Origin of the sequence: Enhydrobacter sp. (assembly GCF_030246845.1) — a bacterium.
Lineage (GTDB): Bacteria > Pseudomonadota > Alphaproteobacteria > Reyranellales > Reyranellaceae > Reyranella.
The window spans coordinates 1,629,243-1,651,570 of record NZ_CP126889.1; the positions used below are offsets into that span (position 1 = coordinate 1,629,243).

General features: G+C 63.6%; 20 protein-coding genes and 4 pseudogenes. 9 read left to right on the forward strand and 15 right to left on the reverse strand.

Annotated elements, in window-relative coordinates:
- Positions 1-89 precede the first annotated feature (89 nt).
- The 4 genes and pseudogenes from ligD to OJF58_RS08235 form a co-directional block, all read right to left on the reverse strand.
- Positions 90-1,109, reverse strand: coding sequence for a non-homologous end-joining DNA ligase (gene ligD / locus OJF58_RS08220; protein ID WP_300783411.1), 1,020 nt, complete (start codon positions 1,107-1,109; stop codon positions 90-92).
- Between the two features lie 305 nt (positions 1,110-1,414).
- Positions 1,415-1,696 (reverse strand): hypothetical protein, encoded by a 282-nt coding sequence (locus OJF58_RS08225; protein WP_300783413.1) that lies wholly within the window; start codon positions 1,694-1,696, stop codon positions 1,415-1,417.
- Positions 1,697-1,931: 235 nt separating this feature from the next.
- Positions 1,932-2,571, reverse strand: a pseudogene (locus OJF58_RS08230) (ATP-binding protein).
- Positions 2,572-2,582: 11 nt separating this feature from the next.
- Positions 2,583-3,450, reverse strand: a pseudogene (locus tag OJF58_RS08235) (IS21 family transposase); the annotation flags it as partial.
- 218 nt (positions 3,451-3,668) lie between these two features.
- Here OJF58_RS08235 and OJF58_RS08240 point away from each other — a divergent pair.
- Complete coding sequence (locus OJF58_RS08240; RefSeq protein ID WP_300783415.1) at positions 3,669-3,989, forward strand: hypothetical protein; 321 nt, start codon at positions 3,669-3,671, stop codon at positions 3,987-3,989.
- Positions 3,990-4,080: 91 nt separating this feature from the next.
- On the opposite strand, the gene OJF58_RS08245 is transcribed toward OJF58_RS08240, so the two are convergent.
- Positions 4,081-5,556 (reverse strand): adenylate/guanylate cyclase domain-containing protein, encoded by a 1,476-nt coding sequence (locus OJF58_RS08245; RefSeq protein WP_300785215.1) that lies wholly within the window; start codon positions 5,554-5,556, stop codon positions 4,081-4,083.
- 258 nt (positions 5,557-5,814) lie between these two features.
- On the opposite strand from OJF58_RS08245, the gene OJF58_RS08250 reads away from it, so the two are divergent.
- The 3 genes from OJF58_RS08250 to OJF58_RS08260 all read left to right on the forward strand — a co-directional run bounded on the left by OJF58_RS08250 (position 5,815) and on the right by OJF58_RS08260 (position 8,193).
- Entirely contained in the window at positions 5,815-6,474 is a 660-nt protein-coding gene (locus OJF58_RS08250) for an SOS response-associated peptidase family protein (protein ID WP_300783417.1), read from the forward strand.
- Positions 6,475-7,094: 620 nt separating this feature from the next.
- Positions 7,095-7,577: a response regulator gene (locus OJF58_RS08255; RefSeq protein WP_300783418.1), complete on the forward strand. Its 483-nt coding sequence runs from the start codon at positions 7,095-7,097 to the stop codon at positions 7,575-7,577.
- A gap of 199 nt (positions 7,578-7,776) precedes the next feature.
- Positions 7,777-8,193, forward strand: coding sequence for a response regulator (locus OJF58_RS08260; RefSeq protein WP_300783420.1), 417 nt, complete (start codon positions 7,777-7,779; stop codon positions 8,191-8,193).
- 529 nt (positions 8,194-8,722) lie between these two features.
- Here OJF58_RS08260 and OJF58_RS08265 read toward each other — a convergent pair.
- From OJF58_RS08265 to OJF58_RS08300, 8 genes are all read right to left on the reverse strand, one after another.
- A complete protein-coding gene (locus OJF58_RS08265; protein ID WP_300783422.1) occupies positions 8,723-8,932 on the reverse strand; it encodes a hypothetical protein in 210 nt (69 codons plus the stop codon).
- Between the two features lie 323 nt (positions 8,933-9,255).
- On the reverse strand, positions 9,256-9,972 hold the full coding sequence (locus OJF58_RS08270; protein WP_300783424.1) for a phosphatase PAP2 family protein: 717 nt from the start codon (positions 9,970-9,972) through the stop codon (positions 9,256-9,258).
- A 258-nt stretch (positions 9,973-10,230) separates the two neighbouring features.
- Positions 10,231-10,428, reverse strand: a complete 198-nt coding sequence (locus OJF58_RS08275) for a hypothetical protein (protein ID WP_300783426.1) — start codon at positions 10,426-10,428, stop codon at positions 10,231-10,233.
- Positions 10,425-10,619, reverse strand: coding sequence for a hypothetical protein (locus tag OJF58_RS08280; RefSeq protein WP_300783428.1), 195 nt, complete (start codon positions 10,617-10,619; stop codon positions 10,425-10,427). Before OJF58_RS08280 ends, OJF58_RS08275 begins: the two co-directional genes overlap by 4 nt.
- Positions 10,620-10,854: 235 nt before the next feature.
- Entirely contained in the window at positions 10,855-11,673 is an 819-nt protein-coding gene (locus tag OJF58_RS08285; RefSeq protein WP_300783430.1) for an alpha/beta hydrolase, read from the reverse strand.
- The gene (locus tag OJF58_RS08290; RefSeq protein ID WP_300783432.1) at positions 11,666-12,757 is read right to left on the reverse strand and encodes an amidohydrolase family protein; all 1,092 of its coding nucleotides are present in this window, start codon (positions 12,755-12,757) and stop codon (positions 11,666-11,668) included. The genes OJF58_RS08285 and OJF58_RS08290 overlap by 8 nt, the downstream gene beginning before the upstream one ends.
- Positions 12,750-14,048 carry a CoA transferase gene (locus tag OJF58_RS08295; protein WP_300783434.1) on the reverse strand — a complete coding sequence of 433 codons (1,299 nt, stop codon included), beginning with the start codon at positions 14,046-14,048 and terminating at the stop codon, positions 12,750-12,752. Before OJF58_RS08295 ends, OJF58_RS08290 begins: the two co-directional genes overlap by 8 nt.
- Complete coding sequence (locus OJF58_RS08300) at positions 14,048-15,754, reverse strand: amidohydrolase family protein (protein ID WP_300783436.1); 1,707 nt, start codon at positions 15,752-15,754, stop codon at positions 14,048-14,050. Before OJF58_RS08300 ends, OJF58_RS08295 begins: the two co-directional genes overlap by 1 nt.
- Positions 15,755-15,952: 198 nt before the next feature.
- Between OJF58_RS08300 and OJF58_RS08305 the strand changes: the two genes are divergently transcribed.
- The 3 genes from OJF58_RS08305 to OJF58_RS08315 are packed head-to-tail and all read left to right on the forward strand — an operon-like array spanning position 15,953 to position 18,773.
- Positions 15,953-16,972: a TRAP transporter substrate-binding protein gene (locus OJF58_RS08305; RefSeq protein WP_300783438.1), complete on the forward strand. Its 1,020-nt coding sequence runs from the start codon at positions 15,953-15,955 to the stop codon at positions 16,970-16,972.
- Complete coding sequence (locus OJF58_RS08310) at positions 16,969-17,502, forward strand: TRAP transporter small permease subunit (RefSeq protein ID WP_300783440.1); 534 nt, start codon at positions 16,969-16,971, stop codon at positions 17,500-17,502. Before OJF58_RS08305 ends, OJF58_RS08310 begins: the two co-directional genes overlap by 4 nt.
- Positions 17,499-18,773 carry a TRAP transporter large permease gene (locus tag OJF58_RS08315; RefSeq protein ID WP_300783442.1) on the forward strand — a complete coding sequence of 425 codons (1,275 nt, stop codon included), beginning with the start codon at positions 17,499-17,501 and terminating at the stop codon, positions 18,771-18,773. Before OJF58_RS08310 ends, OJF58_RS08315 begins: the two co-directional genes overlap by 4 nt.
- A 7-nt stretch (positions 18,774-18,780) precedes the next feature.
- Here OJF58_RS08315 and OJF58_RS08320 read toward each other — a convergent pair whose 3' ends face one another.
- Entirely contained in the window at positions 18,781-19,551 is a 771-nt protein-coding gene (locus OJF58_RS08320) for an IclR family transcriptional regulator (protein WP_300783444.1), read from the reverse strand.
- Between the two features lie 270 nt (positions 19,552-19,821).
- Here OJF58_RS08320 and OJF58_RS27115 point away from each other — a divergent pair.
- Positions 19,822-20,022: pseudogene (locus tag OJF58_RS27115) on the forward strand (DUF1214 domain-containing protein); the annotation flags it as partial.
- Positions 20,023-20,083: 61 nt separating this feature from the next.
- Here the strand turns inward: OJF58_RS27115 and OJF58_RS27120 are convergent.
- A pseudogene (locus tag OJF58_RS27120) lies at positions 20,084-20,374 on the reverse strand (VOC family protein); the annotation flags it as partial.
- Positions 20,375-20,830: 456 nt separating this feature from the next.
- Here OJF58_RS27120 and OJF58_RS08325 point away from each other — a divergent pair.
- Positions 20,831-22,030, forward strand: a complete 1,200-nt coding sequence (locus OJF58_RS08325; protein ID WP_300779380.1) for an IS256 family transposase — start codon at positions 20,831-20,833, stop codon at positions 22,028-22,030.
- The last annotated feature ends 298 nt before the right edge of the window (positions 22,031-22,328 follow it).

Below are 22,328 nucleotides of genomic sequence, written 5' to 3' on the forward strand. Positions count from 1 at the left end.
GAACGGCCGGCAGGGCGTGCGCCTGACGTTTGGGGTGGTCCAGCCTCCTTGAGTAAGTGGGAAGCCAAGGAAGGGTCGGGCGCACGCTTCTACGATTGGGACCGCTTTGGTACTGACCGGACCACTTGGTTCGCCGGCTTGTCCTCTCGCTGACCCTGATAGGATACCTGCCGCAGCAGGCCATCTTCGGTCCAGGTGAGATACGTCACCTCGACGACCATCCTCGGCCGCACCCAATGGACGCGCGAGAGCTGGAGCGGAGACCCGAAGCGAGACTCGCGCGGCGGCGGCTCGTCCAGGGGCATCTTGGTCGTCGCCAGTGGCTTGAGGACGCCATATAGGCGCTTCAGCTCAGCCGCATTCATCCCGGTGCCGGCCCGCCCCGCATAGTGCAGTCGTCCGTCCTCGGTGTAGTAGCCAAGCAACAGAGCGCCGATATGGGCTCGGCTTCCCTCGGGATCGGTCCAGCCGACAACAACGAACTCCTCGCGGTTAAGGCACTTGGACTTCACCCATAGCCCACGGTCACCGGGCGCATATGGACGATCCAGCCGCTTCGAGATGACCCCTTCCAAGGCCATGTCGCACGCGCGCCTTAGAAACCGAGGTCCGTCACCAACAACGTGGTCGCTGTAGCGCAGCCCTGGGATGGCCTTCCGAAAGAGCGATTGCAGCCGCTGCTTGCGCTCGATCAGCGGCAGCCCTGCGCTGTTCTGCCCTTGCAGGAACAGAAGATCGAAGGCGAAGAAAATCAGGTCGTCGGTATGGCCCTGGTCCATCGCGGCCTGGAGCCGACTGAAGGAGCTGACACCGTCTTTGCGAAGCGCGCACAGCTCGCCGTCGATATAGGCCGTCTTCACCGGCAGCGCCTTCAAGGCGTCGATCGTGTAGCGGTAGCGGTGCGACCAATCGAGGCCTGTCCGCGTCAGGAGCTGGATGCGCCCGTTGTCCAGCCGCGCAAGCATGCGGTAGCCGTCGTATTTGATTTCGTGCAGCCAGCCTTCGCCGGATGGCGCCTGCTCCACCAGGCGCGTCAACTGCGGCTTTATCCATGCCGGAGGATGTGATTGGTTTGTTTGCGAAGCGCTCCGCTTCGGCTTGGCCGCCATGGTCCAGCTTCACTCTGGAGGTGACCGTTTCGACCGCGGCTTGCGTCGAGCTTTCTGAGGAGCGTCGCTTTGGGCTTCAGCGGAAGGAGGTCGCGGTAGCTCAACCTCCGGCCAGGGCTCCCAGCCGTCGAGCAAAAGCCCATCCCAGTTAACGTGTCGGCCGTCGCCATGGTCATGCGCGAGGCGCCGATACCTGACCAAATCGACGGGCTCCCACTCGAACATTACATCGTTCAGTGAATCATGCACCCAGCACGGCTTCGTGGGGTCGAACTCGGACATCGGGCGGCGAGGCGGCGCGGGCATCAGTTCAAAGCGTCCGCGTCACGCCAGATCCACTGCTTGAGCCTATGACGCTGATAGTCACTGAGCCGGCGGCGGAAGCGGAAGCACATAAGGCAATCTTCGATGCCGAAGTCCGATGCAACTGTTACCGAAGCACCAAGCTCATCGTATCCTGGTAGCTCCTCGCGCAGGTCGGCCTCCTTGACGGCGCGCTCGGCCTCGGTCCAGCCGCGGGTGTCGTTAACCAGGACGTGGCTTTCGCCACCGCCGTTCGGGTCGTCGGGATAGTCGCTGCGGTACATGGCGACCTAACGCTTCGGGATCGGTGCAGGCTGCGGGTGTCAATATATCATGTATGACAAGTCGCACCTGCCTCCGGGAGCCCTTGCGTGCGGATTCCGCTGACGCCGGCCGGGCATTCCGATTGAAGTCGGCCACCTTTTCCGATTGAAGCCGGCCGGAGATTCCGATCGATGCCGGCCAGGGTGGCGAACGCCCACTGGTCGTCTGTCGTTTGCCATCGCTCGGGTTGAGCGGTCAAGCGGTAGACTGAGGAACGATCTTCTTGCGCAGCGAATCTCCCTTGAGCCTGAGGCGATGGGCGTTGTGCACGAGGCGGTCGAGGATGGCGTCGGCGATGATGGGCTCGCCGATGATGGCGTGCCAGCGATCGACGGGGGTCTGGCTGGTGATCAGGGTGGCGCCGCGGCCGTAGCGCTCCTCGACGACCTCCAGCAGATCGCGCCGCTGGTCGGACCCGAACGGCTCCAGCCCCCAGTCGTCGAGGATGAGCAAGCGGACCTTGCCGAGCCTCTTCATCAGCCGCGGATAGCGGCCGTCGCCGCGGGCGAGTGCGAGGTCGGGGAACAGCTTGGGCACGCGCTGATAGAGGACGGAGTGGTTGTCGCGGCAGGCCTTGTTGCCGAGCGCACAGGCGAGCCACGATTTGCCGACCCCGGTGGGCCCTTCGATGATCAGGTTCTGCGGGACGGTGATCCAGTCGCCGACAATCAGCTTCTGGAACAGGGATCGTGGCCTCGCGATCGAGCAGCAAGGCAAGCCACTCGGCGTGACCGAGACCGGCGGCACTTGGGTTGTCCTGCAGCTCGGCGAAGGCACGGGCCATGCCGGTAAGGCCCAGGGTGGTGAGCTGATCGATGGTGGGATGGATGAGCAAGATCTGTCTCCTCAGTGGTAGTAGCGGGAGCCGCGGATGTTGGGATGGTCGAGCGGCAACTCGGGCCGGTGCCGCTTGCGGCAACGGCTGACGGTCCAGCCCCTTGTCGAGGATCGAGCCGATCGAGCCGTAGGAACGGGCCCCGATCTCGAGCCCACGACAGCAGGCGGCCTCGAGACGATCCGTGCCGTATTGGCGGACGAGCCTGAGGATGCCGAGGCAGGCGCGGAAGCCCTGCTCGGGATGCGGCCGGCTGCGCAGGATGACCTCGACGAGAGTGGCGGTGTCGCGGCCGATGGTGGCGGCCTCGCGCAGGAGGCGCTCGTGGGTCCAGCCGGCGTAGCGACGGTGGGCGCTCGGCATATGGTCGGCCAGCGTGGTGTGCCGGCCGCGCGCACCGCCCAGCAGATGACAGGCAACCCGCTGCCCCTTGTGGAACAGCTCGACTGTTCGCTCGGTGATGCGCGCCTCGACCTCCTGGCGCAGCAGCCGATGCGGCACCGAGTAGTAATGGCCGTCGATGTCGACGTGGTAATCGAGCCCGACGCGGCGCCGGCGCCAATCGGCGTAGACGTAGGGCTCGACCGGCAAGGGATTGAGAGCTGGCCGGTCGAGTTGCTCGAAGAGCTGGCGGCGGCTCACCCCCAGATGGCGCATCGGCCGAGCATTGAGGTCATCCAGCAACGTCCTGATGGCGGCGTTGAGCTCGGCCAGCGAGACGAAGCGCTGATGGCGCAGGCGCGCCAGGATCCAGCGTTCGACCACCAGGACACCGACCTCGACCTTGGCCTTGTCGCGCGGCCGGCGGGGGCGGGCCGGCAGGATCGCCGTGCCATAGTGGGTGGCGAAGTCCTAGTAGGTCGGATTCAGCCCCGGCTCTCCCCTTCCCTGGCAGGCCAGGGAGCCTATGCGGTTCAACCAGCGATCGAGCGTCCGCCACCTCAGGGGTGGCCGACCTCAAATCCGAACCGGCGGCCGGCTTGGATCGGAACGGGCGGCCGGCTGCAAATTGGGATCAGTGGCCGACTTCATCCCGGAATAAGTGGCCGCCTTGCTCCGGAATCCGCACCCTTGCGTGGCGTGACTATGAGGTCACCTTGCCGTCCGGGCTGATGGGCAGCGTAACCTTCACACTCGGCGACCCCGACTTCGATTCCTTTGCCTCTCGGCTTGCGCGCCAACATGAGGCATCGATCTTTGGCTCTCTTGCACTCGAAGTGCCGGGTGAACCGGAGATGCCAATCGTCTGGATGGTTCAGCACACCAAGCTTCAGCTTTGGTATCCCAACACGGGCAACCCGGATCACGGTGAAGAGCTCAGGAAGGTGGTGAGGGAGCTGTACGAGGTTTTCCTTCGCGACATCGGCGACTTGGTCGAAGTGGACGACGACGATTCGACAGGCCAGGACTTGAACTAGGGTCAAAACCCACAAAAGTCCTCCGCTGCAGCCGATCCGACTCCACGGCACCCACGAACGGTTGGCTTGGGCGGATTGGCGAAAGCCAGCGCTACGACCGGCCAGTGACGCGATAGACTCGCGCATTGCCCTCGACGCCGCGCAGCGGCGCACCGAACTCCTCGACATCGTGGCCGGCCAGAAGATCGCGAACGCCGGAAGCCGTGTAGAGCGCCTCCGTCAGACAAATTTCGCTGGCATCGGCGAAGGACTGCACTCGCGCGGCTATGTTCACGGTCTGGCCGAAATAGTCGAGATTCTCGTTGAGGGTCACGGCGATGGACGGCCCGCTGTGGGCGCCTATCTTGAGAATGATGGCGGGCTGTCCGTGATCTCGGTTGAACTGGTCGATCTCCTGCAGGATGCGGAGCGCCGCCGCTACAGCGTCGACCGGCCGGGAAAAAGCTGCCATCACGGCGTCGCCGATGGTCTTCACTATGGCGCCGGCATGCCGATGGGCGACCGTGTCGAGAAGGGCGAAATGTTCCCGGACCAGGGCGTAGGCATTGAGATCGCCGAGGCGCTCGTATAGCGCCGTCGAGCCCTTCAAGTCAGTGAACAGGAACGTGACCTGTCGGATGCCCAGGCCCTCTTCCTCGTCCACGCGCTCGGAGCGGAAGAGCTTGCGGAACGTCTGCCGCGTCAGCAGCATCCCGCCGGAGACGTAGGGATCGAATTCGAGCGCCGGCTTCTCTGGCATGGCCACGATCTCGGGAGGCCAGTTGGTGAGGAGCAGCGCGCCGCGCTTGACGCCCGTGTTGCTGACTTCGAAGATCGCAGGTCCCGGCGGCACGGCCGAAACGGCAGGCGTGAAACGCTGTCCATCGTAGAGGACGCGGACGATCGTCGGACCGTCGGGCGTCGGAACGTCGGGCGGTGCGGCCGCAGGGGTCGACATGACCGGAAGCATGAAGCCGGCCTGCGTCTGGACGTTGACGCCCGAGAGGGCGCCGGGGCCGATCTCGGCCTGCAGCCTAGTTGTGACGCCCGGTGGCAGATACGCCATGCCGCGCACGAAGCCGCGCAGGACGTCGACAAACCGGGTCTGTCCGCCAGGCAGCCGCCCGCTGTCGGCGAATTTCAGCTTCCAGTGCAGATCCTCGATCGAGAGGTTGTCGACGTCGTGCAGCGCCAGGCGCCGGACCTGCGGCGAGACGGAAAAGGAAACCTCGATGAAGTCGTCGAGCTCTGTATGACCGTCGATATCGCACAGTCCGCAGACGAAGTGGCTACGAAGCGCTCGCAGCTTGCCGAAGCTTTCCAGCACCAGGCCCGAGTGGGGGCAGAGGATGTCCCAGTGCATATCGACCAGACCGGCGCGCGCGGCGTGAAGGAAAAGGTCGATGGACTCCGGCTCGGCCACGCCGCGATCGCGGGCAAAGGCCAGGGGATTGGCGCGGTAGACGCCAACTTCGTCGCCACTGCGGATCAGCGTTTCGAACTTGGAGATGACCCGAGGACCCCAGGCGCGAGCCTGCTCGATCTGGGTCATCTTGTTTTCGAGAAGCCGTTCGTCAATGGATGTCATTGCCAGCTCCTGACGGCGACAGCCTATCAGCTTCTCCTGGTCGTCGCGAGCTACTCGGCCGCCGCCAGCCTGCCGGCGAACCTTGCCGCCTGCACACGCGCGGGCAAATCCTGCGGCGATGGCGGTTCCGCCTCCTGAAGCTCGACAGCAGTGCCTGCGTCCGCTCTGGGTCACTGCGGTCGGGTCGGAAGCAGGCACGGAATTGCAGACTTTATGGGGTTTGACCCTAGCTCCAGAGCCTTCTGTTAGGCTGCGGCCATGTGCAATCTCTACACCTACCGCGTCATGCCCGAGGAAATGGCCGGGCTGATGGCTCACTTCAGGCTGATCGGCCAGAGCTTCGCCGAGGCGCTGCGAAGCCGCAACGAGCCGATCGACGATGTCTATCCCAACCGCCCCGCGCCGGTGCTGGTGATGCAGGACGGACGGCCAGTCGTGCGGCAAGACATGCTGTGGGGCTTCCCGCCGTTCGGCGGCAAAGGCCCCTACGGCACGAACTTCCGCAACCTCAAGCTCAAGCTGCGGCGGGACTGGCTCGACCGCGAGCACCGTTGCATCGTGCCAGCCCGTGCCTTCGCCGAGCCCGACAAGAACACGAGCAAGCCTGTTGCGTGGCGCTGGTTCGAACGGGTGGATGGCTTGCCGTTCTTCTTCGCCGGGATCTGGCGGCCTTGGACGGGTGACCGAGGAACGAAGAAGGCTCCCAACCTAGGGGACCACATGCTGTTCTCGATCATGACGACCGAGCCGAAGGGCGTCGTGGCGCCGATCCACGAGAAGGCGATGCCCGTGATGCTGATGACGCCGGAGGATGTCGGTCGCTGGCTCGATGGCGGCTCGGTAGCGGATGCGGTCGAGATGCAGAAACCCGCGGCGGACGATGCAATCCGGGTTTCCGACTTGAGGAAAGCAGCCTGATCAGCGTCGCCCGAATTTATGCCGGGCCGCTGGCGGCACGAACCCGGCTGCCACGCTTGGCTTGCGGTCCGTGCCCAATATTCGCGCTTCAGCTTTTGGGTGCCGTGATGGCCGCTCGCGAATGTCCTCGCGATAGTCGCCCATCCCTGTCTCGGTGTGCGGTGGGTAACGGTGTGATCGGCCACACCGCCACAAACGGAGCAACTGAAGCTCACGGTGCGGTAGTCGCGATCGAGATAGCCCGGCGGCAAGCGGAGTGGTGCGAACCGGCGACATGAGTCGCAGCGCAGCCACATCTCGCCGAACGTCTTGCGGAGCGCGCGAAAGGTATAGGGCTCGGCGGGCCAGGGACCGACCATGCTCCCGACCTACGGAGCCGAAACGGCCGAAAGGCCAAATGCTTGTGACATGCCGAACACTCCCAAAGTGCTCGACCGGACCCCACGCCCCTCTGTCTCCAGCGGCGGACGTTCTACCTCCGGCACCTCACAAAAGGCCAGTGCGTTCCAAATGTCGCACGCGGTAGGCCAAAATCGTGGAACCAGAGTGATTTCGGCGCGTTTTTAAGGCTCGTTATTTACCAGACGACATTTCAATGGAAGAAAAACAGGGGGCAATTGATGCGTTCCAATTTGTCATTGGTATGGGTAGCGCCTGACCGGCCGGTAAATAGTTCACCAAGTGCCGAACGCGCGAGAAAATCTGGCAACGGCCATCACACAAGACAATCGACAATTCTGGTCGTGGAGGACGAGCTCCTGATCAGGCTGGCCATCTCTGACTATCTGCGCGATTGCGGGTATCGAGTTTTGGAGGCCGCAAATGCCAATGATGCGCAGCAAATTCTGCGGGCGGACGAGCCGGTGGAAGTGCTGTTTTCCGATATAGACCTCGGGCCGGGTATGAACGGCTTTGCCCTCGCCAGATGGGTTCGCCAGGAGTATCCCGCTGTTCGCATCGTTCTAACGTCTGGCGTTGTAAGATCGGCCGAGGATGCGGCGGAGCTTTGCGACGGCCCCTTCGTGCGCAAGCCGTACTCCTATGAGATGCTGGCAGATCAGATCAAACAAATGCTCGCTCGTTTCCAGCGCAGCCGGGGTTGAAGCCTAGCAGGAAAATTGTTGGCAATCTTCGCGGACGAGTGCCAGCGCCGAGCAAGGCGATTGCGCTTCCCCCTCGCACGATAACAGCGCATCATCAGTCATCGCTGGCCGAGAAATAGGCGCCAGCGCCTGAGAGACAGCGCCGGATTTCAACCGGCTACAGCACTCCCGCCTGATCAATTATTGGAGTGCTGTCACCATGGCATCGTTCAACAAGCCAAGCCGTTCCGATCGACCACCGATTCTCGCCGGCCTTAACATCTTGGTCGCCGAGGATGATTTTGTGATTGCCGAGTACGTGCGCACGGTCATCGAATCGGCCGGCGCCAATGTGATTGGCCCTGCCGCCGATGTCGAGCGTGCCTGCGCTCTCGCCAGGACCGAAGACTTGCACGGCGCTGTGCTGGATCTTCAGCTCCGGGACGACCTAGCAGTGCCTTTGATGAACCAACTGGACAGCCGCCGCGTGCCGTTCGTCGTCATCAGTGGCCATGAGCTTGCATCCGTGCCACGGCGCATTGCCGGCATGAGTTACGTTGCCAAGCCTATCGCCGACGCTGAACTTATCGAGAAGGTCGCCGCAGCCAGCAAGGCGAAGTCCCCCAGCATTCGATAGGTCAGCGGAGCGCGATGAAATGCATCGGCCTGGTGCTCGCTCTGTTCGTCGTGGCAGGGTGCGCGAACTGCCAATCCTGCAAGCAGATCCCGGGATGGGATGGCCGTTATGCCACCCATGACCGCGGCGCCCTCAATCGGGAGAACCATCCCGGTTTGCCGATAACGCCGTACGTCCCGCAGTCGTAGTTGGTCATCAAGGGCCTTCTCCTGCTTTGGCCGTCGGCTCGGGCGCCGGCGCGCCAACCCAAATTCCATCTCGTGGACTTGCCATCGGTCAGACTGGAAATTCGTCGGCGGTAGCTATTAGTCAATGGTGCCGCTCGGAGTTCGCCCTGCCGACGACTCGTGACGGTGGTTATCCGTCGGGGAGGCTTCCGATATACACCTTCCTTTTTACCTGCCCGAAGATAGGGACCGCCGTGGAAGGTTGGACCATGCTGCCGTTCACGCTGGACCACTTTGTGATGCAGGCGTGTACAGCCTGTGGCGGCACACATCTTGTCACCCCAGCTTCTGGTCAGAAGCGGTCATATCCCACCAAAGTGGGCAAGAACGCCCGATACAAGAGCGACGAAGGCGAAGGCGAAGGCCGCGGCCAGGACGAACCGCCAAATCTTCGGAGCTAACGGATCGAAGGATCTGTGCGTAGGGCGGCCGACAAAGCGACTGCCGAACGACCAGCCGCAAGCGGCGCCAAAGGCACCACTTGCCAATAAAAGGATGTCAGTGATGTCCATCGCCGCCTCTGGATCTTGCCCGCTCGCTACACCGACTTGAACAAGAGGCGGCCGTGACCATCCGTGGGTCAGTTTAATTTCTTCGCCTGGCTCAGCAGGCCAAGGACCGACCGTGCGCGCGACCTACTGAGGCCGCCTGTGAATGCCGAAGTCGAAATTGCTTCTGACACGCCGAACACGCCTACAGTGCTCGACCGGGTTCCGACGACCTCTGTCTCAAAGCGGCGAACGTTTTAGCGCCGACAACTTGGGACAGGCGAGTCCTTTCGCTTTTCCAGCTCGAAACTGTACCGACGCGGTAACGCTGATCCCTTCGCGCGGCGTTAACGGAGCACGGCTCTTGCAAGATTTGCCGTGTCTAGCAGAAGAATCTGGTCTGCAAACAATAGTGCAATCTCGAAAGCGAACAGCCACGCAAGAGCGTAGAATGCAGAGGGATGAGCTGCACTTAGGCCGACAATGCGATCGGGAAGCCTCGTTGCGCCGATAAGCCGGCGCAATAGGAGCATAAGTGTTACGCCAACCGCGGCACCTCCGATGATGTCGCTTGGCCAATGATAACCAAGAAAAAGCAACGGCAAACAGATCACCAGCAATGTCCAGACGGTCGCCGTTGCGCCCAACCAGCGGGAGCGAATCCACAGCGGAACGTTGAGTGAAAAGAACAGGGCCGCATGGTTGCTGGGGAAAGAACTGAATGCGTTGATCGAAGTAGGATCAACACCGAAGGGCATTCGTAGACCGAGATCCAGGTCCTGTAACGGAAAGTGGTGAAATGGCAAAAGGACTTGCAGGAGACGCGACACACCTCCGACGACAGGAGCAGCAAGAAGTGCGACCACGACGTTGCGCCGCTGGGTAAAGCCACCGCTTTTGTCGGCCTCGAACCACAGCCACCAAAACACAGCCAGGAATGCACCGCCGTTTAAGAGGCGCAAGTCCACGATATCAAATACGAACTTGTCGAATGCGATGCTGTGTCCGGCAAGTTGATTTGCATATCGTGCGAGGTTGCGATCGAGCAGAGTGATGGCGTTCATTGCGCGCCCAGATCGTGCGTACATCTGTCGCCCACGGAGGGCCACTGATCGTGAGCCGGCTGCCTGTGGGGAGCCAGACCGGTGAGTATGAAGATAGACCGTCGCCCATTGGAAGAATGGATCAACGAAACCGGGGAAGCTGTGACTATTTGGGAGTGCAGCCCTTCGCGCCCTCTCGGGAATGCAATACGAGTAGTCGCAATAAGAAAAGGCCCCGACACTGCAAGCCGTGGCCTTCCTTGTCGAGCTGGTGACAGGCTACGACGCCACCGGCTCACGCTTCCGAGGCTGCGGCCAGCGCCGGAAGGCGATCAGCCACAGAATCACAATCATTCCCAGCGGCGCTGCCGATAGCAGCGTCCACCACCGTGACAGGCCGATCCGATTGAGCAGTGCCCAGGCCGGAATAGCCGTCAGGACAACGACAGTGGCGTAGGGCAGGAGATCGGCCATCATGCGTCCGCCCAGCCGCCGCGCTTCACGACGCCGAACATGGCTGACGCCCGATTGATGCTGTCGTCTGCGGACGCAAGCGAATGCCAGACGGCATGGCCCATGGTTGCCAGCCGGCGCAAGTCGCCGGAAGGCTGTTCTGTGCCTTCGCACACCTGCGCTTGTCGTTCGGCTGTCTCGATCAACACGCTCAACAATTCGTACGTCCGACGTTCGGCCGCCCGCATCGGCGATATAGCGTTCGACAATCGGCCCCCACAGCTTCATCGATTTTCCCGGCGTCGATCGCTTGATGCCATCGCGGCCGCCCTTCCTGCAGCGCTTTCCAAACTCGCTCGGCAGGGAAGCGCCGCCAGTCACAGCAGGAGCAATGCCAAGACAGAGCTGTCGGCGAGCAGATCCGTTGCCTCGCTGCGAACCAATGCGCTGTCACGCCGAATTCAACCGCAACGTCGCCGAGAATGTAGCAAACAAGTCGGCACACGCCGCAGCGTGCGAGAACGCTAGCCCGTGTCGTGTACCGGCAAAGATCTGCAGCGAGCTTCTGGGCAAGATGCCGTGCAGCTCGGATACGAGCTCAGACTCGACGAAAGGGCTGGAGTCGGGGGCAATAAGCAGTACAGGCAAATCCAGATCACGCAGCAGCGGCGTTAGGTCCATGTTCCTCACTAGCTTCGCGATGCCGCGGACCAGAGCCGGATCGGTGCGATCCTGCAGGGTCTGAAACCAATTCAAAGCTTCAGGCGACACAGCCCCGTCAAAGAAGCGGTAGGCCATCATCCGCTCCGACCATGCGCGCATACTTTCTGGGCTGTCCGCCAACTGTTGCCACCCCTCCAGGATACGCATCCGGGTCCCCCGATGTGGGGACGAGATGGTCGTGATCGACAGCAGCCGCTCCCGACACGTCGCGCCAGTGAACAGCGCGACGGTGCCGCCTAACGATTCGCCGATCAGATGGAAGCGTTGGGTGCCAGAGGTATCGGCCACCGCCAACACGTCATCGCGGAACAGCTCCAGGTCGAGCTTTGCGGCACGCTTGAGGGCGCTCGAACGGCCGCAGCCCCGCATGTCGAAGCGCACGACACGATGGTGCATGGCGAGACGTGGGAGCCATTCGCTCCACATGTCCGCGCTGGTGCCCAGCCCGTGATGCAGGATTACCGTGCTCGGGGTGGCCAGCCAGGGCGGTGCAAGTTCGAGGACGTCCCAGGCCAGGGTGCCGTCGGCGACAGCTACTTCACGCACGTGCTACGACCCGCTCAACCACGATGCCTTGGGCGGCGAGATCGAGGCCGTAGATCCGGCAAGCACTATCATGGAACAATGCCCGCTTCTCCTCGACCGAGCCGCCGGCCGCCAGGCGCTTGAAGGCGTTCCAGAGCACCAGCCAGCTGCAGGTTCCCTTGTCGACCGGGAAGTTGCTTTCGAACATGGCCCGGCGCGTGCCAAAGGCGTCGAGGCATAGGTCGACATAGGGCTTCCACGCCTCGGCCAGCTCGGCAGACGAGGGCGGACGCGGGCGGTTCGGGAAGTCGAAACCCAGGACATGCATGCCCATGCCGCCGAGCTTCACGTTGACGTTGGGGCAGCGCGCCAGCTCGCGCATGGACCGGCTCCAATCGGCAAACACTTCGTCACGCTTGCCTGCGTATGGGCCGAAGGTGGCAGGACCGCCAATGTGGTCGCAAATGATGGTGGTGTCGGGAAAGGCGCGCGCCAGATCGATCAGGTCGGAGAGCTGGGTGTGCAACAGCCAGGCGTCAAATGTCAGGCCAAGCGGGGCCAGCGCCGCAAAGCCCTTGCGGAACTCGCGATCGAGCAGGAGACCGGGCGGCGGATTGGCGCTGGTCGCCCGCAAGCCGTCCTTGTGCCATGCTGCGACATTGCGGATGCCGCGAAAGCGTCCGCCAGCTGCCGCCATGTGCGCCTCGAGCGCGGCTCGGGCGCGGTCGCCGAAGCGCAGATCGACATTGCCGATGATGCCGGCACAGGCGCGCGGCTGACCGTACACGCCGCTGGCGCTCATTGCCGCCACGCCGTTGACGAACTCGGTCTCACCCAGGGACTTGCGGTCGTCCGGCCCCCATGGGCGATAGAAGACGCGGCACTCGACGAAGAGCGAGGCCACCAGCCGATGCCCGGTCGCAACGTCGGCCAGGAAGTCGGGCAGCATGTACTGATGGCCGCGCATGTCCATCAGGTGATGATGCGGGTCAACGATCGGCAGATCCGGCTCGAGGGCGGGCTCGTCGGCCTGCAGGGCAAGCCACTCGGGTCGGACGGACAGGAAGGCGTCGGGAATTTTGCTGCCGATGGCGCCGTCATTCATGGCGATCTCCTCCGTCTGTTTCGTCCTGCATCTTCCCGAACGCACCGCCGCCGGCGAGCGCAGTGCAGCGCGCCGTGTCGTAGCCGAGTACCTCCGAGAGGACGATCTTCGTATGTTGGCCGAGTGCCGGCGCCGGCGCTGGCGCGGCGGTCGGCGTGTGGGAGAAACGGAACGGCGGGCCAATGTTGGGCACGCTGCCCGCGGTATCGTGCGGCAACGACCGGGCGAGGCCCCTTGCCGCCATCTCGGGGCTGGCAAAGGCCTCGGCCAGGGTGCGCATCGGGCCGGCCGGCACATTGGCCGCCTGCAAACGGGACATCCACTCATCGCGCGGTCGAGCGGCAAAGGCGGTCTCCAGCGCCGCAAACAACGCGGTCCGATTGGCGGTGCGTGCCCGATTGGTCGCGAAGCGCGGATCGCCGGCAAGCTCGGGTCGACCCAACACGTCGGTCGCGAGGCGTCGGAACAGCCGGTCGTTGACGATGCAAAGGTAGAACGGTCCGTCGCTTGCCTGGAACAGGCCGACCGGCGCGGCACCAGGCGGCGCCTGCCCGAAGCGGCCAGGGACGTTGCCGTCGACGAGGTAGGACATACCGTAGAGCGCGCCGAGATTGGCTGCGGTATCGAACAGCGCCACCTCGACGTGCTGGCCACAGCCCGTGTGCTGGCGAGCGAGCAGGCCGGCCAGCACCGCATTGCAGGCCATCATGCCGGTCGAGACATCAACCACCGGCGGGCCGATACGCACAGGCGGGCGGTCAGCGAAGCCGTTGAGCGACATGAGGCCGCTCTCGGCCTGGATCACCGGATCGTAGCCTGATCGGCGCGCGGCGGCGCCCGTCTGGCCATAAGCGGAGACCGAACAATACACCAACCGTGGATTGATCTTTGCGATTGCATCGTAGTCGAGTTTCAGGCGCTTCATGACGCCAGGCGTGAAGTTCTCGACGAGCACATCGGCACGGCGCACCAGGTCGATGGCCACTTCATGCCCGGCCGCGGTGGCGAGATCGAGCACAAGGCTTTGCTTGCCACGATTCAGCGCCAAGAAGGCGGACGTCAAGCCGCCGATTGAAGCCTGACTGGCGTGGCGCATATCGTCGCCGTCGGGATGCTCGATTTTGATAACGCGAGCGCCGAGATCGGCGAGTAGTTGCGTGCAGACTGGGCCGGCCAGTACTCGCGAGAAATCGGCGACCAAGACGCCGTCGAGTGCTGTCGGCGCGCCGGTCGGGCGCGGCTCGTGCAAGGGGAGCTCAAGGGGCGTTGCGGGACTGCCGTCCATGGCCATCAGCCCCCTCCTCCGCGCACCAGTCTGCCTGGCAGTGCGCCAGTTGGCTGGTCATCCCGTTGCGTGACGATTCCGGCAACGATGGTGGCGCGGTAGCCGGTGGCGTCCTGCAGCAGGCGGCGGCCGCCGGCCGGCAGATCGTAGCTGACACGCGGTGCATGAAGCTGCAGCCGATCGTAGTCGATGACGTTGAGGTCGGCCTTGGCGCCAGGCGCGATCACACCGCGGTCGGTGAGGCCGACGGCGCGGGCATTGTCGTGGCTCAGCGCCTTGACCATTTCTTGAACCGAGAAGCGGCGGCCGTGGCGGCGGTCGCGCGTCCAGTGGGCAAGCATGAAGGTAGGCAGGCTGGCGTCGCAGATGAAACCGTAATGGGCACCGCCGTCGCCCAGGCTGACCAGGCTGTCGCGATGGCCGAGCATCTCGGCACAGGCGTCGAGGTTGCCGGCGGCGTAGTTGAGCAGGGGGCGATAGAACGTGGCGCGGCCGTCACGCTCGAGCAGCATCTCGTACGCCAACTCGGCCGGGTCACGGCCGAGAGCCTGGGCGCGGCCGGCGATGCTGTCGGAGGCCGGCGGCTCGTAATCAGGCCGCTCGGCGAAAGGATAAATCCGCTCGAAGTTGAACAGGCGCTCCCCGCTGGCCCGGTCGGCCGGTTGTTCGGCGAGCAACCGTGCCTTGAAGGCCGGGTCACGCATCGCCGCGACCTTCTGCGCGAGCGCCACGTCGCCGATCGCGCCCCAGCTCGGATGGCTCGAGAACGGATTGAGCGACAGTTCCAGGCCGTAGACCAAGCCGACGGCACGACCGCAAACCTGGGCCTTGATCGGGAGGCCCGAATCCACTGCACGCTCGATCAGCTCGAGCGCATGGCGCCAGCGGTCGGGCGCGCGGTCGGCCTGCCCGAGCGAGATCGACAATGGCCGGCCGGAGCGGCGGGCAAGGCCGCTCAGCATGGCGAACTCGCCATCGTCTGAGGGATGGTCGGTTACGACCTGCAGCACGCCGCGGCCGGTTCGCCCGATCGCCTCGGCGATGGCGGCGAGCTCCGGTTCGTAGGCATGGAGCGTCGGCGTCGGCATACCGTCGCTGCTGCGATGCGCGAGTGTGCGCGAGGTCGAAAAGCCGAGCGCGCCGGCATGGACGCCCTCGGCAGCAAGACGGGCCATTGCCTCCGCATCTGCCTCGGTGGCGGGCTCGCGTTTGGCAGCGCGCTCGCCCATAACATAGATGCGGAGCGCTGCGTGCGGAACCTGCGTGCCGAGATCGATGTCGAACTGGCGCTTCGCCAGCGCATCGAGATAGTCGGGGAAAGATTCCCAGCCCCACGGCAGACCTTCTTCAAGCACGACGCCAGGGATGTCCTCGACGCCCTCCATCAGGCGGACCAGCATATTGCGCTCCCCGGGCCGACAGGGCGCAAAGCCGACACCGCAATTGCCCATGATCGCCGTAGTGACGCCATGCGATGAGGAGGGTGCGATGCGACTGCTCCATGTCGCTTGGCCATCATAGTGCGTGTGAATGTCGACGAACCCAGGCGTGACGAGCAGGCCCTTGGCGTCAATCTCCTCGTCGGCGCGGCCTGCCGCCCGGCCCACTGCGACAATGCGGCCGCCCTCGATCGCGACATCGGCTTCGCGCGGCTCGGCGCCGGTGCCGTCGACCATGGTGCCGCCGCGGATGATCAACCTGCCCTCGCCCATCGGTTCCTCCTTCTTTCCTGAGCGAAAGACTGCGGGCCGAGCCGCTGCCCCTTCAATCGATTTCGGAGAATGCGACGTATGCATTCACATATGTGAACGCGCATGGCTGGGTTGCGAGAGCGTGCCTTGAGAGGTCGGATTTGCGACCGTCACATTCGCCAACCAAACGATGGCCAACCAACAAGGGGAGGAAAACCAATGAACAGGATCACGCTGCGGCGCCGGCCGCTACTGGCGGGACTAGCCGCCCTGCCGCTCGCCGCTCCGGCAGTGGTGCGCGCGCAGGCCAAGATCGTCATCCCCCTCGCGACCTGGGGCAGCCCGACACACATCAACATCGTCCAGTTCCTGGGACCGCTTCAGGCGGCACTGCAGCGCGAAACCAAAGGGCGCATCACTGTAAAGCACTATCCCGCAGGCCAGCTGGCGCAGGACGTCGACATGCCGATCGCGATCCCGACCGGCAAGGTGAAGTTCGGCTGGATCACCGTGCAGGGCTGGTCGGGGTTGATCAAGGATGTCGGCGCGCTGTCGCTGCCAGTGGCCATGACCATGGAGCAGGTCGCCAAGGCGTGCGACGAGCCGGGCGGCTTCAAGGAGGTGCTCGACAAGGAGTTCCGCACCAAGGGCGCCACCTTGCTCGCCATGACCGATATCGGCCCACCGGCGATCGTGTCATCGAAGAAGATTTTGGCGCCGACGGATGTCAAGGGTCTGCGCATGCGCGCACCAGCCGAGATGCATGCGGAACTGGTCAAGGTATTGGGCGGCTCGCCGGTCGCCATTCCCTTCGCCGAGGTCTATACGGCGCTGCAGCACGGCACGATCGATTCTGCGGTCATCGGCTTCCAGGGGATCCAGTCGCAGCGCGTCTACGAGGTCACCAAGTTCGCCATCGTCCCGGGCGCGTTCACCGGCACCGGCATGCAGGCCTTCGCCGCCAACCTGCAATGGTGGAACAGCTTCTCCGCCGCCGACCGCGAGACCATCGCCAAGGCGATCCGCGAAGCCGAGCTGATCTGCCGGGCGGCGATCATCAAGGACCGCGCCGGGCTTGCTGACGAGTATCGCCAGAAGGGCATGGAGGTGACGCTGCTCGATCCCACAATGCCGGAGTTTGCACAGTGGGCCAAGGCGACGGCGCCCCTTCTCGCCAAGGGCAAGGAATTCAGCAAGGAGATCATGGCGCCAATCCTCGCCGCGAGCGCCGGCAAGTGAGACTAGAGGCGGAAGAGGCGCCGGAGATTCCCGAGCGGGGCCTCTTCTTCAAGCTGGTAGGCAGCATCAGCCGCTGGGGCGCGTATCTCGGCGGCGTGATGCTGATCGTCATCACCGTGATTGTGACCTACGACGTGTTCGCCCGCTTTCTGGGCCACCCGACCGATTGGGCCACCGAGGTTGCCGGCTACATGGTGATCGGCGTCGCCGTGCTGGGCGCGGCCGAGACCCTGCGCCACAACGAGCACTTCGCCATGCACCTGGTGATCGACCTGCTCCAGCCACGCACTCACCGATGGGTCGGATTGGTAGTCTGGTCACTGGTGACTGCGCTGGTCGCCGGTCTGTGCTGGGGCCTGCTGGCTCTGGTCGACAATTCGCTCAAGTACGGGCTGCGCTCGTCGACCATCGTTGGCGCTCCGCTTGCAGTGCCGCAGCTCGTGCTGCTCCTGGGTTTCGTTGCGCTGCTGCTGGCGCTGGTCGCCCGGATCGTGGCGCTTGTCCGCCGCATCCGACAGGAACGCCGATGATCGCCGTAGGCATCCTTCTATTTTTCTTCGCCCTGGTGATCGCCGGCACGCCGATCTTCGGCGCCATGGGGATCGCAGCGCTCAGTGGCGTATGGCTGCTCGACGAGAGCAACACGCCGCTCCTCAACCTTGGCCTTACGGTATACCAGGCGCTGGGCAACTTCCTGCTGATCGCCGTCCCGCTCTACATCTATGCCGGCACGCTCATGGAGGTGGCGGGGCTGAACGAGAAGCTGTTCAAGTTCGCTCGCGCCTGGGTCGGTGCGGTCCCGGGCGGACTCGGCGTGGCAACGGTAGTGGCTTGCGCCATCTTCGCGGCGATATGCGGCTCATCGGTGGCAACCGCCGTCACGATCGGCCTGGTCGCTTTCCCGGCTCTGGTCCGCGGTGGCTATACCCCGCATTTCAGCGGCTCCCTGATTGCCGCCGGCGGCACCCTCGGCATCCTGATCCCGCCCAGCATCGCCATGATCATCTTCGGCGTGCTGACCGAACAGTCGATCGCCCAACTGTTCATAGCCGGGGCCGTACCGGGCGTCCTTGTCGCCGGCCTTATGGCGCTTTACGCCATCTTCTTCTCCGGCGTGCGCTCCGATCCGATGCCCATGAGCTGGAGCGACCGCATTCGGATAACACGCGAAGCCTTCCTCGTGCTGCTGCTGCCGCTCGGCGTCCTGGCCAGCATCTACAGTGGCCTCGCCACGCCGACCGAAGTCGCGGCGCTGGCGGTCACCTATGTGATCGCAGTTGGCCTGTTCACCCGCACGCTCAGCTGGGAGCATTTCTGGAGCGCGACCATGAAAGCGACGCGCACCAGCGTCATGATCTTCATGATGATCGCCTTCGGCCAGGCCTTGACCGAGTTCTTCACGCTGACCGGGCTGCCGCAGATGGTGGTCGATCTGGTGTCCTCCTCGGGACTAGACTATCTCGAGGTCGTGACGCTGATGGTGCTGATCTACATCCTGCTCGGCACCTTCCTCGAAGCGACATCGATGATGCTGGTGTCGGTGCCGATCATGTTCCCGCTAGCCAAGGCGATCGGCATGGACCCGCTCGCGTTCGGCGTCTTCGTTGTGCTGGCCGTCGAGGTGGCGCAAATCCACCCGCCTTTCGGCATCAACCTCTATGCACTGTCGGGAATCGGAAAAGTCCACATCGGGCGAATGTCGATCAGCGTCATCCCTTACATCGTGATCATGATCAGCATGATGTTCGCCATCTCGATCTTTCCGCACATCGTGACCTGGTTGCCCGGCACGATGAGATGACGTGCCGTTATGGCTTGCCGAAATGTCGGTCGATCGCGGCCCGCATCAAGCGCACGATCTCGCGCTCGCGTGACTGGAGCCTGTCGACCGGCCCGCCAGCGCCGACGGCCACCTGGCGGTCGTGTGGCGTGCCGGGCAGGCTCATTGCTATGATGCCACTTCCCGCCACGTACGTGCCATAGGAGCGGGCATAGCCGAGCCTCCTCACCTCCTTGAGGATGGCCATGAGCTTCCTGTAGTCGACCGGCTTCTCGCGCCCGGTGGCGTTGACCCGGTCGGCGAGGGCCCGCACTTCGGCATCATCGCATTTGCTCAGCAATGCCCAGCCCATGCCGGAGCGATGCAGCGGCCGCACGGTCCCAGGCGGAACGTTGAGCATGATCGGGTAGATTCCCGGGATTGTGTGGACATACTGCGCCTCGAGGTCCTTGCGGACGCCGAGGATGATGGTCTCGCCGATCAGGCTGTGCAGATCGCCCATCAGCGCCATCAGGCTGCCATGGCCGAACAGCGCTCCGTGCAGGTACTCCGAGACGATGGCAATACGAATTGTGGGGAAATACCTGCGGTCGCGCCGGTCGAAGCTCAAGTAACCGAGCCTGACCATGCTCTTCAGCAGAGCGGATGTGCTCGATGCCGGGTAGCTCAAGCGTTTGGCGATGTCGGTGGCCAGCATCGGCTTGCGGACTTCATTGAAAGCTTCAAGCACTTCGAACACCCGACCAACCGACTTGACGATAGAGTTCGCGCCGGCTCCAAAAGCAAGTGTTGTCCGCATCGATCTTCTCTACATCGACGAGATGAGACATTTAGCAGTTTAAGCAACGGCCACACACTTAAGAAGCGCGGACGTCGATGCGCATCAGCCGTTTGCACAGCACGTCGCGCTTCACAAAAGCGCTACCGCATGGCGATGAAGGGGCAAACGCGGTCAAAACCAACTGCGGCTCTTCACGTCAACTAGCGACTCTATCGCGTAGCTCAATCCTTATCCCGGCGTCATTTCGGTAGACGTGATGGATCTCGTGTACACGACTCGAGTGCTGAGAGCGTTACACTGGGATTGAAGACGGATCTGGACGGCGGCCTGACGATCTACATTCAGACCACTTCACCTGGGCGAGGCAAGCAGGCGAACTGGCTGCCTAGCACTCGGAGCGGCGGCCTCTTCATTGTGATGCGGACATACATGGCTGATCAGGAAATCGTGCAGCAGAGATGGGCTCCGCCGGCCATCTCTCTGGCGTGACACGGCGCGCTGACGTGCTACCTGCGGGGACGGCATGGCTGCGCCCCATCCATACCTTTTCCTACCATTCCAGCAATCCGAAACCCGCTCCCGTGGGATCGGCGACTTCAGCGACCTTGCCACCATGCCAATCGAGGCGCGGCGGGATCAGGATTTGTCCCCCTAGCTGCTGGACCTTTTCCGTCGCTTGGGCCGCATCCTCCACACGAATGTACTGAAGCCAGTGAGGATGGAGGGCGTCACTACCCGGAGGCAACGAGTGCGCACTTGCCCTCGGATTGCCGTTCGATGCAAACATCAGGTGCCGCCTGTGCCCTTGCGTCGGCAACTCAAGTAGCTGGTAGTCGAAGACCGCCTGGTAGAAAAGACTGCGCCCTGTGGATCCTCAAGCACCGCTTCGCGCCCCAAATCCGGGAACGTGCGCGGTTCGACCAGAACTTTTGCGTCATGCTCCAATGCATCCTTCTTTGCAGTATCGACATCGGTCACTGCGAAAAGCCCGATTAGCGAGTGCTGCCGGTAGACCTGCGAAGCGGCCGCACAAACCAAGCCTGCCACTCTCTGACCGTTGATTGTTGCTAGCGAGTAGTCCACGGATTGGAAGTTGATCCTCCGAAACGCCCAACCGAACACCTTCAATAGAAATACTCGGTCGTGTCCCGGATGGTGGTGTAGCTGGGGAGAGCAAGGCCGCGAGCGAGCGCGCTGTTTGATGGCGCCGTAGCGAGGGAGCGGCCTTGCGGGGGTCACCGGCGATTTCCGGTTAGGGTTTGGTTGCGAGCTCCAACCTGCACGCGAGGAACCACCGATGACCGAAGAGATGATGGACCTGCGTTCGCTTGTCGAGAAGGCCCCTGACGCTGACGTTCTGCGCGAGATGATCGCCTTTGCTGCCGAGCGCCTGATGGAGATCGAGGTCGGTGCGCTGACCGGCGCCGCCCATGGCGAGAAGAGCGCCACGCGACTGGCCCAGCGCAACGGCTATCGCGACCGGGATTGGGAGACGCGGGCCGGCACGGTGGAGCTGCGCATCCCCAAGCTGCGCCGCGGCAGCTACTTCCCCAGCTTCCTCGAGCCGCGCCGCATGGCCGAGAAGGCCCTGACCGCGGTGATCCAGGAGGCCTACATCCAAGGCGTCTCCACCCGATCGGTCGACGACCTGGTCAAGGCCTTGGGCATGAGCGGCATCTCCAAGAGCCAGGTCAGCCGGCTGTGCGAGGAGATCGACCAGCGGGTGAAGGCCTTCCTCGACCGGCCGATCGAGGGCGACTGGCCCTATCTGTGGATCGACGCCACCTACGTGAAGGTGCGCCAGGCCGGCCGCATCGTCTCGGTCGCCGTCATCGTCGCCGTCGGCGTCAACGCCGACGGCCGGCGCGAGGTGCTGGGCATGGATATCGGCCCGTCCGAAGCCGAGACCTTCTGGACGGCGTTCCTCAGGAAGCTGACGCGCCGCGGCTTGCGCGGCGTCAAGCTGGTCATCTCCGACGCCCATGAAGGTATCAAGGCAGCGATCTCCAAGATCCTCACCGCCACCTGGCAGCGCTGCCGCGTCCACTTCATGCGCAACGCCTTGGCGCATGCCGGCCGAAGCGGACGCCGCGTGGTCTCGGCCTTCATCGCCACCGCCTTCGCCCAGGACGATGCCGAGCAGGCGCGTGCGCAGTGGCGGCGTGTCGCCGATCAGCTCCGACCCAAGGTCCCCAAGCTGGCTACCCTGATGGACGAGGCAGAGCCCGATGTGCTCGCCTACATGAGCTTCCCGGCACAGCACCGGGTCAAGCTGCACTCGATCAACCCCCTGGAGCGCCTCAACGGCGAGATCAAGCGCCGCACCGAGGTCGTCGGCATCTTCCCCAATGAAGCGGCCATCGTTCGACTCGTCGGGGCCATCCTGCTCGAGCAGAACGACGAGTGGGCCGTCCAGCGCTCCCGCTACATCACGCTGGAAAGCATCGCCCCCGTAAGCGATGATCCTCTCGTCGGGCTGCCTGCTGTGGCTGCCTGATCGATCCGGCTCACGCCGAAGATCGCTGTGCTGACTCAGCGCCAGCTACACCACGTCTCGGGGCACGATCGAAATACTCTGTTGCCGCGAGATCCAGAGTTGCCAACTGGAGGAACGTTACCTTGCCGACCTGATGCTCCTGGATTCCGGGTTCAGCGACAAATATCGTCCGAGGTGACTGAACCATCGCGCCTCCAATCGCCCTAGCTGGAGACAGCAGAAATCGTGACCTTGCCGACACCCAAAGGGCACACTTTGCAATTGTACATGACGTCCCCAGCCGGCCAAGTGGTGGCCG

Excerpts from the sequence above, each read along its gene's own strand:
- OJF58_RS08305 (WP_300783438.1), top strand. The coding sequence starts at position 15,953 with ATGAACAGGATCACGCTGCGGCGCCGGCCGCTACTGGCGGGACTAGCC.
- OJF58_RS08265 (WP_300783422.1), bottom strand. The coding sequence starts at position 8,932 with ATGGACATCACTGACATCCTTTTATTGGCAAGTGGTGCCTTTGGCGCC.
- OJF58_RS08325 (WP_300779380.1), top strand. The coding sequence starts at position 20,831 with ATGACCGAAGAGATGATGGACCTGCGTTCGCTTGTCGAGAAGGCCCCT.
- OJF58_RS08300 (WP_300783436.1), bottom strand. The coding sequence starts at position 15,754 with ATGGGCGAGGGCAGGTTGATCATCCGCGGCGGCACCATGGTCGACGGC.
- OJF58_RS08275 (WP_300783426.1), bottom strand. The coding sequence starts at position 10,428 with ATGATGGCCGATCTCCTGCCCTACGCCACTGTCGTTGTCCTGACGGCT.
- ligD (WP_300783411.1), bottom strand. The coding sequence starts at position 1,109 with ATGGCGGCCAAGCCGAAGCGGAGCGCTTCGCAAACAAACCAATCACAT.
- OJF58_RS08255 (WP_300783418.1), top strand. The coding sequence starts at position 7,095 with ATGCGTTCCAATTTGTCATTGGTATGGGTAGCGCCTGACCGGCCGGTA.
- OJF58_RS08270 (WP_300783424.1), bottom strand. The coding sequence starts at position 9,972 with ATGAACGCCATCACTCTGCTCGATCGCAACCTCGCACGATATGCAAAT.
- OJF58_RS08290 (WP_300783432.1), bottom strand. The coding sequence starts at position 12,757 with ATGAATGACGGCGCCATCGGCAGCAAAATTCCCGACGCCTTCCTGTCC.
- OJF58_RS08315 (WP_300783442.1), top strand. The coding sequence starts at position 17,499 with ATGATCGCCGTAGGCATCCTTCTATTTTTCTTCGCCCTGGTGATCGCC.
- OJF58_RS08250 (WP_300783417.1), top strand. The coding sequence starts at position 5,815 with ATGTGCAATCTCTACACCTACCGCGTCATGCCCGAGGAAATGGCCGGG.
- OJF58_RS08260 (WP_300783420.1), top strand. The coding sequence starts at position 7,777 with ATGGCATCGTTCAACAAGCCAAGCCGTTCCGATCGACCACCGATTCTC.
- OJF58_RS08320 (WP_300783444.1), bottom strand. The coding sequence starts at position 19,551 with ATGCGGACAACACTTGCTTTTGGAGCCGGCGCGAACTCTATCGTCAAG.
- OJF58_RS08295 (WP_300783434.1), bottom strand. The coding sequence starts at position 14,048 with ATGGCCATGGACGGCAGTCCCGCAACGCCCCTTGAGCTCCCCTTGCAC.
- OJF58_RS08245 (WP_300785215.1), bottom strand. The coding sequence starts at position 5,556 with ATGACATCCATTGACGAACGGCTTCTCGAAAACAAGATGACCCAGATC.
- OJF58_RS08225 (WP_300783413.1), bottom strand. The coding sequence starts at position 1,696 with ATGTACCGCAGCGACTATCCCGACGACCCGAACGGCGGTGGCGAAAGC.